This window comes from Mesorhizobium sp. URHB0026 (genome assembly GCF_054059755.1).
This window is the reverse complement of record NZ_JBSSCN010000001.1, coordinates 5,438,424-5,451,954: the sequence shown is the minus strand read 5'-3', so window position 1 is coordinate 5,451,954 and position 13,531 is coordinate 5,438,424. Positions and strand designations below refer to the sequence as shown.

At 64.7% G+C, this 13,531-nt stretch carries 12 protein-coding genes; 10 read left to right on the top strand and 2 right to left on the bottom strand.

What is annotated here, in order from left to right; all coding sequences use genetic code 11:
- The first annotated feature begins 27 nt into the window (after nucleotides 1-27).
- The 8 genes from ACVWWD_RS26870 to ACVWWD_RS26835 all read left to right on the top strand — a co-directional run bounded on the left by ACVWWD_RS26870 (nucleotide 28) and on the right by ACVWWD_RS26835 (nucleotide 9,385).
- A complete protein-coding gene (locus ACVWWD_RS26870; RefSeq protein ID WP_435054007.1) occupies nucleotides 28-1,251 on the top strand; it encodes a GNAT family N-acetyltransferase in 1,224 nt (407 codons plus the stop codon).
- A 112-nt stretch (nucleotides 1,252-1,363) separates the two neighbouring features.
- On the top strand, nucleotides 1,364-1,588 hold the full coding sequence (locus tag ACVWWD_RS26865) for a hypothetical protein (protein ID WP_015316844.1): 225 nt from the start codon (nucleotides 1,364-1,366) through the stop codon (nucleotides 1,586-1,588).
- Nucleotides 1,589-1,682: 94 nt separating this feature from the next.
- A complete protein-coding gene (ligD, locus tag ACVWWD_RS26860; RefSeq protein ID WP_457103505.1) occupies nucleotides 1,683-4,172 on the top strand; it encodes a DNA ligase D in 2,490 nt (829 codons plus the stop codon).
- 333 nt (nucleotides 4,173-4,505) lie between these two features.
- Nucleotides 4,506-5,411: a non-homologous end joining protein Ku gene (gene ku / locus ACVWWD_RS26855; protein ID WP_352549963.1), complete on the top strand. Its 906-nt coding sequence runs from the start codon at nucleotides 4,506-4,508 to the stop codon at nucleotides 5,409-5,411.
- Nucleotides 5,408-6,541, top strand: a complete 1,134-nt coding sequence (locus ACVWWD_RS26850; RefSeq protein WP_352549962.1) for a tetratricopeptide repeat protein — start codon at nucleotides 5,408-5,410, stop codon at nucleotides 6,539-6,541. Before ku ends, ACVWWD_RS26850 begins: the two co-directional genes overlap by 4 nt.
- A gap of 88 nt (nucleotides 6,542-6,629) precedes the next feature.
- Complete coding sequence (locus ACVWWD_RS26845; protein WP_352549961.1) at nucleotides 6,630-7,274, top strand: alpha/beta hydrolase family protein; 645 nt, start codon at nucleotides 6,630-6,632, stop codon at nucleotides 7,272-7,274.
- Nucleotides 7,275-7,280: 6 nt separating this feature from the next.
- Nucleotides 7,281-8,051 carry an exodeoxyribonuclease III gene (locus ACVWWD_RS26840; protein ID WP_023774651.1) on the top strand — a complete coding sequence of 257 codons (771 nt, stop codon included), beginning with the start codon at nucleotides 7,281-7,283 and terminating at the stop codon, nucleotides 8,049-8,051.
- 140 nt (nucleotides 8,052-8,191) lie between these two features.
- Nucleotides 8,192-9,385, top strand: a complete 1,194-nt coding sequence (locus ACVWWD_RS26835; protein ID WP_352549960.1) for a hypothetical protein — start codon at nucleotides 8,192-8,194, stop codon at nucleotides 9,383-9,385.
- Here the strand turns inward: ACVWWD_RS26835 and ACVWWD_RS26830 are convergent, their stop codons facing one another.
- Nucleotides 9,386-9,487, bottom strand: a complete 102-nt coding sequence (locus ACVWWD_RS26830; RefSeq protein ID WP_023774653.1) for a hypothetical protein — start codon at nucleotides 9,485-9,487, stop codon at nucleotides 9,386-9,388.
- 327 nt (nucleotides 9,488-9,814) lie between these two features.
- Here ACVWWD_RS26830 and ACVWWD_RS26825 point away from each other — a divergent pair, with 327 nt between their 5' ends.
- A complete protein-coding gene (locus tag ACVWWD_RS26825) occupies nucleotides 9,815-11,377 on the top strand; it encodes a WD40 repeat domain-containing protein (protein ID WP_352549959.1) in 1,563 nt (520 codons plus the stop codon).
- A 686-nt stretch (nucleotides 11,378-12,063) separates the two neighbouring features.
- Here the strand turns inward: ACVWWD_RS26825 and ACVWWD_RS26820 are convergent.
- Nucleotides 12,064-12,804, bottom strand: coding sequence for a sulfotransferase family protein (locus ACVWWD_RS26820; RefSeq protein WP_352549958.1), 741 nt, complete (start codon nucleotides 12,802-12,804; stop codon nucleotides 12,064-12,066).
- Between the two features lie 210 nt (nucleotides 12,805-13,014).
- Between ACVWWD_RS26820 and ACVWWD_RS26815 the strand changes: the two genes are divergently transcribed.
- Nucleotides 13,015-13,260 carry an exopolysaccharide production repressor protein gene (locus tag ACVWWD_RS26815; protein ID WP_023784368.1) on the top strand — a complete coding sequence of 82 codons (246 nt, stop codon included), beginning with the start codon at nucleotides 13,015-13,017 and terminating at the stop codon, nucleotides 13,258-13,260.
- Nucleotides 13,261-13,531: the final 271 nt, after the last annotated feature.

Genomic DNA, 13,531 nt, shown 5'->3' with positions numbered 1-13,531 from the left:
GCGCCCCAGAACGAATGGGAGAGGCATGTGGCAAGCCAGGCAGTGCGGTTGGTCGCGACGGCGGATGCACCGGTTCAACCAATTTCTCCGGCTAGAGCAGGCATGGGCGCCACCGCGCGCTATACGGCGCGGCTGCACACCAGCTTCGACACCGTAAGGCAGCTCTGGCAGCGTCTTGAGGAGACCGGTTTGTGCACCGGCCACCAGGGCCTTGCCTGGGTGGAAGGCATTGCCGGGCGGCTGATGCCCAAAGGCGCCGAGCTGCTCGTCGTCGAGGTCAATGATGCCGCCACGGGCGCGCATGTCATGCTGCTGCCGCTGACGCGGCGCCGGGCGCTCGGCCACTCCGTGATCGAATGGCTGAGCCACGGCGTGTGCGATTATTCGGCGCCGCTGCTGGCCGATGCCAGGCCTTGGACCAGGCAAAGCGCCGACGCCGCCTGGGCCGCGGTCCGCGCCGTGCTGCCGCCGGCCGACCGCATCCATATTGCGGGGATTCCGCGAGAAATCCACGGCGTGCCCAATCCGCTGGCGCTGCTTTCGGCGGCGCGCGACTCCATCCAGATCGCCTCCGGCCTGGTCATGGACGGCGAGCCGGAGACGCTGGTCAAACGTATCTGCAAATCGTCCTTCACCAAGAATTTCAACAAGCACTGCCGCCGCTTCGAACAGCTCGGCGGCCTCGCATTGGTCGAAGCCGAGACGCCTGAGATGATCGATGAGCAGTTCGGCAGGCTGCTGGATCTCAGGCTTAACCGCTTTCGCGAACTCGGGCGCTTCGACCTGCTGACGCAGGCGCCTATCGTGGAGTTCTACCGCAACGCCGCCTTGCAGGGGCTTTCCGACGGCTCGGTGCGGCTGTTCGGGCTGCGAGTCGGCCAGGCCTATCTCGCTGTCATGTATGTGCTCGTCATGAAGGGCACCTTGCACGCCCTGCTGCTAGGGATCGACCAGGAGGCGGTGCCCAACGTCGCGCCGGGCCTGACGATGATCGGCAAGCTGATGGTGTGGGGACGGGCGCAAGGGCTCGGCTATTTCGACCTCTCGGTCGGCGGACAGGGATACAAACAGCAGATCGGCGCCTCGAACTCGGTGCTGGCCGAACTGTGCGAGGCGATGTCGCTGAAGGGCAGGGGCTCGGCCGCCTATATCAGGCTGCGCAGCAAGACCGAGCTGTTCGTGCGCTCCAAGCCGCGGCTTTACAAGGCCGTGCAGGGCGTGATGCACCGTTTGCGGCGGTTGAAGAACTGAAGGATGCCGCCCGCGAAATTGACAGGCGCGCGCGTCTCCGCCATCCTTGGGGCCAGTCGCCGGGCCGCCAAGAGCGGCCGAGTTCCGTGTCAGGCGACCGAGGGTGAAGCGCATGTCGACTGCCGTGAACGGCCAGAACTCCAAGCGCGCCGCGGTGCGCAAGGCACTTGACCGCCACAAGGTCTACGTCACCGCTCAGCGTTTCTCAGGCGGCACCTACAGTGCGCGCGTGCTGGTCGACGGCGAGGCCTACTGGGTGGATGAGTTCCGGCTGAGCCAGTTGCAGCAGGGTTTGTCGCCGGCCGAGCTGGAGCTGACGCCGGCGACCGACGACTGAGACCACGTGAAAAATCGCGAGCGGTGCCAACGTAGCGCCCTACGGCGCGAAGGAACGAGGCGGTTGTTGGTTTCCGCCAGACTCGGCTTTTGACATGCCGCCCGCCAAGCTCACATCCTATCGCGCCAAACGCGAATTCTCGAAGACGCCGGAGCCTGCCGGCGGGCTGATGACCGGGGGCGGCAACCGCTTCGTCATCCATAAGCATCACGCCACCGCGGACCACTATGATCTGCGCCTGCAGGTCGGCGATGTCTTGAAAAGCTGGGCGGTGCCGCGGGGGCCCTCGCTCAACCCAGCCGACAAAAGGCTGGCGGTGGAGACCGAGGACCATCCGCTCGAATACATCGATTTCGAGGGCGTCATTCCCGAAGGCGAATATGGCGGCGGACCGATGATCGTCTGGGACAGCGGCAGCTGGGCGCCGATGGACGATGTCGACAAAAGCCTGCGCACCGGCGCCTTCAAGTTCCGGCTGGCCGGCGAAAAGCTCAATGGCGGCTGGATGTTGACCCGGCTGAAGCCAAAGCCCGGCGAAGACGAGGACAAGAAGAACTGGCTGCTGTTCAAGGAGCGCGACCTCGCCGCCGACACGGGGCTGAATATCCTCGAAGCGCGACCGGAAAGCGTGAAATCCGGCCTGCGCATCGAGGAGCTGGTGGCGCCGCCTAGCCCGGCCGCGAAGTCCGCGCCAAAGCCCGGTTCGCTGAAGCCGGGCGACCTGCCGGGTGCGGCCAAGGCGCCGGCGCTGAGCCGCATCGAGCCGCAACTGGCGAGCCAGGTGCCGAAGCCGCCGGGCGGCGAAAGCCTTGCCGAGAATACGAACGAGCTCTGGCTGCATGAGATCAAATTCGACGGCTACCGCACGATGGCGCATGTTTCCGATGGGGAGGTGCGGCTGATCACGCGCGGTGGCATCGACTGGACGAGACGCTATGGCGACTTGCCACATGCGTTCGCCAAGCTGCCGTGCCGCGAGGCGACCGTCGACGGCGAGATCGTCGTGCTCGACGCCAAGGGCATTTCCCGCTTTGCGCTGTTGCAGGACGCGCTGGCAGCGGGCGCCGGCAGCAAGCTGCATTTTTACGCCTTCGACCTGTTGCATCTCGACGGCTGGGACCTGATGAAGGTGCCGCTCATCCGGCGCAAGGCACTGTTGGCCGAACTGCTTGGCGGGCTTGGCGCCAACTCCGCGATCCAGTTCTCCGACCATGTCGAAGGTTCGGGGCAAGCGCTTTACGACCAGGTGACGGAACTCGGCCTGGAGGGCGTGGTCTCCAAGCGCGCCACCTCGATTTATCAGAGCGGCCGCACCAAGAACTGGACCAAGACCAAGGCGCTCGAGAAGGACGATTTCGTCATCGCCGGCTACACCACTTCGGACGCGGCCGAGGGGCTGGCCGCGCTCGGCATGGCCGAGTGGGTGGACGGCGAACTGCACTATCGCGGCAAGGTCGGTACCGGCTTCGATGCCGGGACCGCGGCCGACCTGCTGGCCCGGCTTGAGCCGCTCACATCAGGCGCGACGCCGCCGGAAGGCGTGCCGCGCGAAATCATGCGCGAGATGCACTGGGTCAAGCCGCTGTTTTCGGCGCGCATCCATTTTGCCAACCGAACCGCGGACAATTCGTTGCGCCACGGTGTGTTCCGGGGCCTCAGGGATGTCGGCCTGTCGACGCCGGTCTCCTCGACCCGCAAGCGCCTGATCGCCGAAGCCGATCTCGCCACCATCTGGGTGACAAACCCGACGCGGAGGCTGTTCGGCAAGACCGGCCCGACCAAGCTAGACATCGCCGTTTATTACGCGCTGGTCGGCGATTTCATGCTGCCGCACATCCTTGGCCGCCCGGTGTCGCTGGTGCGCTGTCCGACCGGCCTGCCCAAGGACTGCTTCTTCCAGCGTCACGCGTTCACAGGCATGCCGCCTTCGGTGGTGACATTCCAGGGGACCAATTCAGAGGGCGAGACCAAGTCCTATCTCTCGGTCGAGGGCGCGAAGGGCTATCTGGCGCTGGCGCAGTTCGGCGTCGTCGAGTTCCACACTTGGGGCACGCATCGCTCGAGCCTCGACAAGCCCGACCAGATCGTCCTCGACCTCGACCCGGGCGAGGGGATTTCCTGGCGCGAGGTGGTGGAGGCCGCCATCCACATCAAGGGCGAGCTGGAAGAGCTTGGTCTGGTGCCGTTCGCCAAGACCTCCGGCGGCAGCGGGATCCACATCACCGTGCCGGTGACGCAAAAGCAGAACTGGAAAAAGCTGCATCAGGCAACCAGCGCCATGTCAACGCATCTAGCGGCCACCGCGCCGGACACCTTCACCACCACGATGGGCAAGGAAAACCGCAAGCGGCGCATCTTCATCGACTATCACCGCAACGCGCGCGGCCACACCTCGGCGGCGCCCTATTCCTTGCGCGCCCGCACCAACCTGCCGGCTTCGACACCGGTGAGCTGGGCCGATCTGGAGGCGATCGATGCACCGCAGGATTTGAATTATTCGTCGCTGCCGGGGTTGCTGGAGACGTCGGGCGATCCGTGGGCCGAGATTGACGGGTTTGCCAGGGATTTGCCTGTGGTCTCGTAGAGGTAAACGGGCTTCGAGGCGCCCTTCGACGACCAGGGCTCCTCAAACTCGTCATCCTAGGGTCCGTGCGCGTCCCTTCGCTCCTTGCTTCGCTTTGGGATGACGAAGCATAAGAGCGTTCGCTGCGGTCGCCGGCGTGTCGGCTCAAACTCCATCGACGCTTCCGACAATTTGAATTATTCTCCTCCCGTGGCCTCCAAAGCCGGCGGGAAGACTTCGTCAGGGATTTGCCGGTATTGTGCGGGGTCGGTGTAGGATTCGCGCAGCCTTGTTCGTCCTTCGGACGAAGCGCTGCGAAGTAACAGTCAGTGCATGGCCGCGTAGGAGTTCATCATGGCGCCCAGGGCAAGTTGGAAGGGTTACCTCAAACTCAGTCTCGTCAGCTGTCCGGTGCGGCTATACCCCGCCACCAGCGCCAGCGAGCGCATCTCGTTCAACCAGCTGCACAAGAAGACCCACAACCGCATCAACATGAAGCCGGTCGACCCTGAACTCGGGCTCGTCGAGCGGGCGGATCTGGTCAAGGGCTATGAGTACGAGGACAAGCAGTACATCATCATCGACGATGCCGACCTCGACGCGGTGCGCATCGAATCCAACCACACAATGAACATCGAGGCCTTCGTCGATGAGGACGAGGTCGACGTCATCTACCAGGACGCGCCCTATTACATGGCGCCGGACGGGGCGATGGCGGAAGAGACTTTCGCCGTGCTGCGCGAAGCGATGCGCAAATCCGGCAAGCTCGCCATCGCCCGGCTGGTGCTGTCCAGCCGCGAGCGCGTGGTGACGATCGGCGCGCGCGAGAACGGGATGTTCGTGTGCACGTTGAGGAACCCGAACGAAGTGCGCGGCACTGCTGAATATTTCGGCAACATTCCGGCCGGCAAGCCTGATCCGGAAATGCTGCAGCTTGCCGAAGCGCTGATCAAGCAGAAGGAAACCACCTTCGATCCTAAGAATTACGAGGACCGCTACGAGGTGGCGCTGATGACGATGATCCGCGAGAAGCTGAAGGGCCATAAGCCGATCATCGCGGCGGCACCGGAGCGCGGCAACGTCATCAACCTGATGGATGCGCTGAAGGCCAGCTTGTCTCAGTCGAAGCCGCCGGCCAAGTCGAAGAGCAAGGCCGACGAAGCCGACAAGCCGGCCACGAAGAAGGCGGCTGCGGGTGGCGCGCCTGAAAATCCGCTCAAGGCCAACCTGCTCAAGGCGGTCGGCAAGAGCAAGAAATGACGGCACCGGCCGTTCCGGGCGCTGTCTTCGGCACGATCGGCGCTCTGGCGGCGTTTCCACTCAGGCTCGCCGCCCGCGAGGTGGAGCGCCAGCACGGCCAGCTCAGGCGCGGCGTCACCCGGCGCACCACGCATGTCGTGTTCGGACGCGCGTTGTTGGTCAAGGCGGGGCTGACCAAGGCCGGACTTACCAAAAATAACGATAGCGAGATCGAACGCCGCCTCGGCACCGAGCGCGCGGCCGGGCGCATTCTGATGAGCGAGAACGGTTTCCTGCGGCTGCTCGGGCTGATGAAGGCGCCCGAGGCGTCTTCACTGTCGCGCCAATCGCTGATCGATCAGTCAAGGCTGTCCGGCCCCGATCTCGACCGGCTCAGCCTGTTCGATGCCTTCGAGCATGATGGCGAGCCCTACTCCTTCCGCGACCTGATCCTGGCGCGCAAATATGCCGGGCTGATCGCCGGGGGCGCGACATGGGGCGCGATCGCGCGCTCCGTCCACCGCTCCGGCCCGGTGGCCTCGCTCACCGCCAAGTCGCTCAATGTCGGCTCGCAGCACGGCCGCCCCGACGCGATCTACCTCGAAGGCGGCCAGAGCGAGCTCGACGGGCAGCTGCTGTTCGATCTCGGTGCCGCGGCACAAGGCGACGAGACGCTGGAAGATTTGTTCGCCGAGGCGGAGGCCGCGGAGGAGGGCGGCGACCATGACGGGGCCACCGCACTCTACCAGCGCTGCCTCGCCATCGATCCCACCGACGCCATCGCCGCCTTCAACCGCGCCAACTGTTTGCGCGGGTCTGGTCGCGTGGCGGAAGCCGCGCACGATTATGCCAGGGCGATAAAGCTCGATCCGGCCTTCGTCGAAGCCTGGTTCAACCTCGCCGGGCTGATGAGCGAGCAGGGCCGCGACGCTTCGGCGCGAAGGCATTTGCAGAAGGCGATCGCGCTCGACAAGACTTATGCCGATCCGGTGTTCAATCTGGCGCGGCTGGAGTTTGACGCGGGCAATCTGCTCGAGGCGCGGCGGCTGTGGATGCGGTACCTGGAGCTCGACGCGGAGTCGGAATGGGCAGGGGTGGCGGCCAGGGGTGTGCAGTTCGTGGACATCCAGCTGGCGAAGGCGGCGGGGTGACGATGGTTGGCGGAGGCCGCGATAACAGCCCATCTCCACCCCCGTGGGGTGAGGTTGGCAGTTTCGCCGTCGCGCGGGGTGTCACAACATGACCAGCTTCCTCTTCGATGGCCACGACACCGCTCCCGTCACCATCCTGCTGGCCCATGGCGCCGGCGCTTCAATGGACTCTCCCTCCATGACAGCCACCGCGAAGGCGCTCGCCGCCGCGGGCTTCCAGGTCGCGCGCTTCGAGTTCCACTATATGGCGGCGCGCCGCTACGGTCAGCGCAAGCCGCCGCCGCGCGCCGAGACAGTGAACCCGGAATACATCAAGGCGATCGCCGACCTCCGGGCGAAGGGTGTAGCGGGCAAGCTCATCATCGGCGGCAAGTCGATGGGCGGGCGGGTCGCCTCAATGATCGCCGACGAGATGTTTTCCAAGGGCGAGATCCTAGGACTGGTCTGCCTCGGCTATCCCTTCCATCCGCCTGGTAAGCCCGAGCAATTGCGGACAAAACATCTCAAGGGGCTGAAGACGCCGACGCTGATTTTCCAAGGCACGCGCGACGAGTTCGGCACGAAGGACGAGGTCGCGGCCTACAACCTTTCCGACGCCATCGAGGTGATCTGGCTGGAGGACGGCAATCATGATTTGAAGCCGCGCAAGAGCATTTCGGGCTTCTCGACTGCGGATCATCTGACGATACTAGCGGAGACGGTGAAGGCTTGGATGGGCAGGATCACCCCCTAATCCCCAATGAAGATCGCCAGCTTCAACATCAACAACGTCAACAGCCGGCTGGACAACCTGCTGGCGTGGCTCGGCGCCGCGAAACCCGATGTTGTCTGCCTGCAGGAACTGAAGGCGCGCGACACGCAGTTTCCGCGCACCGCGCTTGCCGATGCCGGCTATGGCGCGGTGTGGAAAGGCGAGCCGACCTGGAACGGCGTCGCCATACTCGCGCGCGGTTCCGAGCCGGTGCTGACCCGCGATGTGTTGCCCGGCGACGATGCCGACCGGCAGAGCCGCTACATCGAGGCCGCGGTGAACGGCATCGTCATCGCCTGCCTTTATGCACCGAACGGCAACCCGCGGCCGGGACCGAAATTCACCTACAAGCTCGCCTGGCACGCGCGGCTGGAGGCGCATGCCCAACAGCTCATCGACACCGGCCTGCCGGTGGTTCTGGCCGGCGACTACAATATCGTGCCCGAGCCGCGCGACATCTACGCCACACGCTCCTATGACGACAACGCGCTGGTGCAGCCGGAAAGCCGCGCCGCCTTCGCCGCGCTGCTCGAACAAGGCTGGACCGATGCGCTGCGCAAGAAATACCCGAAGGAGACGCTCTACACCTTTTGGGATTACCGCCGGAACCGCTGGCCACGCGACGCGGGCCTGCGGCTCGACCACATCCTGCTGTCGAAGACGCTCACCCGCCGGCTGAAAGGAGCCGGCATCGATCGTGACATGCGCGGTCAAGATGGCGCTAGCGACCATGCCCCGGTCTGGGTGGAATTGGGGTGAGGGATTTCACGTCCGTCAGCCGCGCACGCACCCTTTTCCGGGGGTTGTCTCTCGCGCTAAGCTGGACAGGATCGGCAAGGGATGGTTGATGCATTGCATTTGTGACAATGGCGAACGGCTATCACCGAAGCCGGTCTGCCATGAGTGACCTCGCTCTTGTCGGCCTGCTTGTGGCGGTGCTTGCGATCATTGCCGCCGCGGTTGCCGCCATTCGGCTGTTGCGCAAGGCGCGCCTGCGCCGCCGCGCGCTGCGCCGGGCCGACCCGGCCAAGGACTACGCCGTGCGCACAGACTGGAGCCGCAGCACCGGCACCGTCAACTACTCGTCCTTCGTCTATTTCGACGTCGACCGCGACGGGAGCTACGGCGTGGCCGACCGGCCGATGGCCGGCATCATGGTGCGGCTGTTCGACGGGCAGGGTGGCTTTGTCGCGTCCTCAAGGACGAACAATGGCGGTTATGCCAATTTCGCCATGTCGACATCGGCGCTGACAGCTGCGATCCGCGTGCCGGCTGCCTACCGGTTCTCGGTCTCGGTGCCGCCGGGCTGGCGCTCGCCAAGCGCCAACGACACGCAGTCCACGGAGTTCCGCCTGGCGCCCGGCTCGCCCACGGGGCTGGTGTCGCCGGACCTGCCGCGGCCGGTCGGGCTGGCGCCGGTGCGCAGCCTGGCTGGCAGGCTGGCGGCAGGTGGCACCGCGACCCTGTCGGTGATGGCTCAGGGGCAGGTGATGGAGAGCCTGACGCTGGCGCCGGCTTGCGCCTTCCGGTTCGAGCTTGCCGACGACGCCGACACTGTGGTGATCACCGGCGGCGGGCTCGACCGCCGGCTGGTGCTGTCCCCTTACCCCACCGATCTCGGGTTGCTTTCGCCCCGGGCGCCGGCGGATGAGGCGGCGGCGCGCACGATCGGCTTCGACGACGTCACCGGGCGCGGCTTCCGCAAGATCCCATGCGGCCATGCGGGGCTTGACTGGCGCAACCTGAACGCCATGGCGAATGACCACACCAAGCACAGCGAGGGCTATGTCAACGGCAATGTTTCAGGCGACCACGTGGCATACACCAGCAGCGGATATCCGGCCGAGTTCAGCCGCGAGATGCCATTTGCCTTCCACTCGGTGCTGCTCAGCGCTGCCTGGCTGAAGGCGGAAGGCGAAACGGCGCTGATCGAAAGCTGGTCGGGCGACCGGTTGGTCGCCAGCGATGAAATGGTGCTGTCGGCGCTCACGCCGCTCCACTACGCCCCGATGCTCAGGGAGATCACCCGTGTCCGCCTTTCGACGAAACACCATTGGCAAATGGTCTTGGACGACCTGATGCTGGCGGGCTGATTACGTCGGCAATGAGGTCACCGAAGTGCCGTTGGTCGCGGCAGTGATCAATTTCAGATTGCCCTTCCTGATCAAAACGGGCCGCCTATAGATCTTCTTCATGACGCAAGCTCTCCACTATATCCCGGGCGGAGTGTGTCATAATGCCGCCCACTGTCAATATTTCGCCGGGGACGGCTCAATTCATATCGGCATCGACCGTGATAAATTGGACACTAGCCTTTATCGGCGTCGTCTGGTCGAACCGGAGATCGTGGCCACGATGGAGGCGGCGCAATCGACCTTAAGCTGGATTTTCTTGAGCAGGGTGGTCGCACATCTTCTTATACCGCGGCTGTCCGCGTTCCGTCTCACGCGAGGCTGGCGGCATTTTGCGATACGCTCATGACGCTGATAGTCTGACCCGAAGGCCCGGCGAGGGGATGCGCGATGAACAGGTTGGCTGACAGGGTGCTGGCGCTTGTCCTGGCCGTGCTCGCGGCTGCCTGTCTGGCCCAGGTCTTTCCGCTGATCGAAATCCTAGCCGGGCGTGGCCTTGCCGGGCTCGATGCCGTCACGCCGCGGCCGGCGGCATATTCGGCGGCGGCACTTACCTGTTTGATCGGCGCGTTGCTGTTCCTGGCGGGCCAATTGCCCGGCCGGCCCGAGCACGCGGCCGGGGTGCCGCTGTTCGGCAGGGACGCCGAATTGGAGCCGGCGGGCCGCCCACGCCTGCGCCGGACTTTCCTGGTGCTGCCAGTGGTTGTCTTGCTGGCGTTGCTTGGCGACGGGTTCGGCTCGTGGCGGCCGCATGAGGGTGGCGAGCAAATCGCCAGCGCGCCGCCCATGGAATCCGCGCCAAAGCCGGAACCGCCGGAGCCGTCGCCAGTTGCTCCGACACCGCCTTTGCCGCCGGCCCCGCCGCCCGAGCAGGCGGCCACGCCGCCAGCCGCTGCAAACCCGCCGGCCTTGCCGGTGCAACCAGCTCCGCCGGTGGCCGCGCCTGCTGTTCCGCCGACGCCAGCCGCCCCGATCCCACCGGAGGTCGCGGTCATTCCGCCGCCGACGGTGGCGCCGTTGCCACCGTCGCCGCCGGCGGCACCAACGCAGCCCGACGGCCATCGCGATGCGGTCGTCTGGTTGGCGGTGGCGCCGGATGGGCGTTCCATCATGAGCGCCAGCACCGACCATACGATCAAGCTCTGGGACATCAGCGGCAAGCACCTGATGCGCAATCTCGGCGTTCACAAGGACATGGCGCGCACCGCGCTCTACATGCCCGACGGCATCAGTGCGCTGACGGCCGGTGACGACGGTGAGATCGTGCAGCGAAAACTCTCCGACGGCGCGGTGCTGCACGTCTTCCAATCCGGCCAGAACGGTGGCGTCAACAAGCTGGCGATCAGTCCGGACGGCAGACGCGCCGTCAGCGGGCACGACACCGGCAACGTCATCATCTGGGACCTCGTCAAGGGGGCCGTGCTGCATGTGCTGACCGGCCACGACTGGTCGATCAGCGCGGTCGCGGTCTCGCCCGATGGCAAGCAGGCCCTTTCAGGCAGCATTGACGGGACGCTGAAGCTCTGGGACGTCGAAAGCGGCAAGCAGTTGCGCAGCTGGCACGGCCATGAGCAAGGCACCTATGGCGCCGTGTTCACCGCTGACGGGCATCATCTGATCACCGGCAGCGGCGACCTGACGATCAAGGTCTGGGACGTCGACAGCGGCCGCGAGGTGAAGCGCTTCGAGGGCCACGAGGGCACGGTCTATGCTCTGGTGCTGTCGGCCGACGGCAAACGCCTGCTGTCGGGATCGCTCGACGGCACCGCAAGGCTGTGGGACATGGCGAGCGGCAATCAGATCGCAATGTTCGACAGCCAGAGCGGACCGATCTACGCCGTCGCCTTCGCCGCCGACGGCACGGTGCTGACCGGCGGCTCCGACCGCACCATCAGGGATTGGCCGGCGGCCGGTGGTGACGGCGTCGTGCTGTTCGCAGGGGCGCCGGGGTGAATGCCTGGAGAGGCTGGGCTGGGGCATGGACGCTAGTCAAGTAACCGGGCGCTTGCCATGGTCGACGCGGACGGGGGGGCGCATTGTTGGGGTGTGCTCGGCGCCCGCGCCAACCAGGGCGGCTCGTACCGCCGCAACAACACCATCGCACATCGCCCATACGTGGGAAACTTACGCGAAAGCGGAATAGGCAGGGGCTGCAAGACCCGGCATTCTAGCCGGCATGTTCGACCAACCGCCAGACGGCTTGGCGAGGCGGTGACGCAGTATGGCAAAGTGCTGGTCCAGGGATTGACCGGGGGCGTTGCGTTGCTATCTGACTCGATAGGCTGCGCGCCTGCGGATCGAACTGATCGGTTTTCCTTGTAGGACCAAGGTCTTGCTTCGTGCGCCCGAAGGTCCGAGAGGCCCCGTTCGGTTCAGGCTATGTCCATTGGACGTTCCGCTATTTTATCCAATTGAGATATGGTCACACGGCGTCGCCGCGAGGTTCAAGAACGGTAGCCTGCTCGGACAGGCATGGGCTGGTGGCCGCCCGGCAGGGGAAGACAAGCGCAAAAGTCCGGCGAAAGCCGCTGCCAGCCAGCTTGCCCGCATGAAAGCGGGTAGCTTTTGAGGTCGTCTGTTCGGAGCGAAAAACTTGACCGCTCCATGCAGGCAAGGGATCGAGCTCCCTGGGCTTGCCGTTACCCCAGCCACCACCACAATGCCGCCATCACCGCCGCGATGGCGGCCATCGTCAGCCCCAGCATGATGTAGGAGCCTTTGATGATGTCGCGGATGATCTTCTTGATCGTTTCGCGGTCGTTCAGGTTGGGGAAGGTTTCGTTTGGCTGGGCGACGTCGAGGAAATGGCAGAGCGGCCCCCAGCCTTCACTGACGTTGAACACCAGCAGCTTTTCCGGCGGCACGGCTGCTTTCACTTCGTCGACATAGCTCACGTAGCGGGCAACCGCCTTGTCGCGGTCACCCATGACGCCGGCCAATGTGCGGCCCCAGATGAGCTTGCGCGACATGTCGCCGAACTTGCGGCCGAACGGTGTGAGCCATTCCAGGATCTTGAACTGCCACAAGTTCTCGGTGAAGTAGATCGTATCGATGGTGCTTTCATACCAGGCCTCGGCGCCGCGTGGGTGTAGCGTCAACAGCACCTTGGCCTCGGGGTAGGCAGCCATCAATTCCTTCCAGACGCAGCAGCCTGGATTGTCGACGGTGGCCGTATAGTTTGCGAACACGCGGTTCCAGTCGTGCTGGGTGCCGGGCGGGCTGTTGGCCACCGCGCGCCAGAAATCAAGATGGCCCTTATTGGCCTTGTTTATAATCACTTCCTGCATGTGATAGCAGGGCAGGCCGAGCCTGTTCAGCGCTGCAAAGGTCGACCACGTGCCGGTGCGGCCGAAACCGGCGCCGATAAGCTTGAGCGTCATTTCCAATCCCCCCGGACGTCTTTTCCCGAATATCGCGGTCCGTGAGCATCAAACTGCTCCTGCTGGGGCCGCCGCGCAACAAACTTCTACATGGATGCCCAGGCGGGCGCCATACTTGCGTAGTCGCTAAAATAATGAAAGCCTGCACGCGGGTGTGAAGAGGGGCAGGAGTCGCCGAGACCGGAACCGGTCCGGCGATCTTGAAGGTCGATGTATTTTGGGCAATTTCTCGTCGGGATGTCGGCGACCACGATCCTTGTCGCGGTGTGGACCTATATTGCTACCGGTTCGTTCTGGGTGGCACTTGCCTGGACAGCGGTGGTCCTGATCGTCCTGCAGGTCGGCTACTTCGTGCTCGTCCTGGGGCTGATCCACAGGCGCGCCCAAGACGCCGCGATGAGCCCGGATGCAGTCAACCCGGTGCCGCCGCTCCATCGGGACGGCGTCCGATTCTAACGAAGAGCTCCCGCTCCTGCCAGCCTATCGAGCGTTGCGGACCTTCCGCCAAATCGCGACGGCGCATGGTGGAACGAAGCTGCGATGCGTGCGTTTTTCCTGTCGCGATCGGCGAGGCGCCACCTCCACCGGTCCGTTGAAGGCCCGTTCTGCTCCCGGCAGGGCGGGCCTTTTTTGGATGCCGGGAGAGCATTTGGAACGACACTCCTCGCTATACGTTAGTTGTTGCTAAGGAGCGGGTAATCCGAGAAAGACGCGACATTGCTTGCGC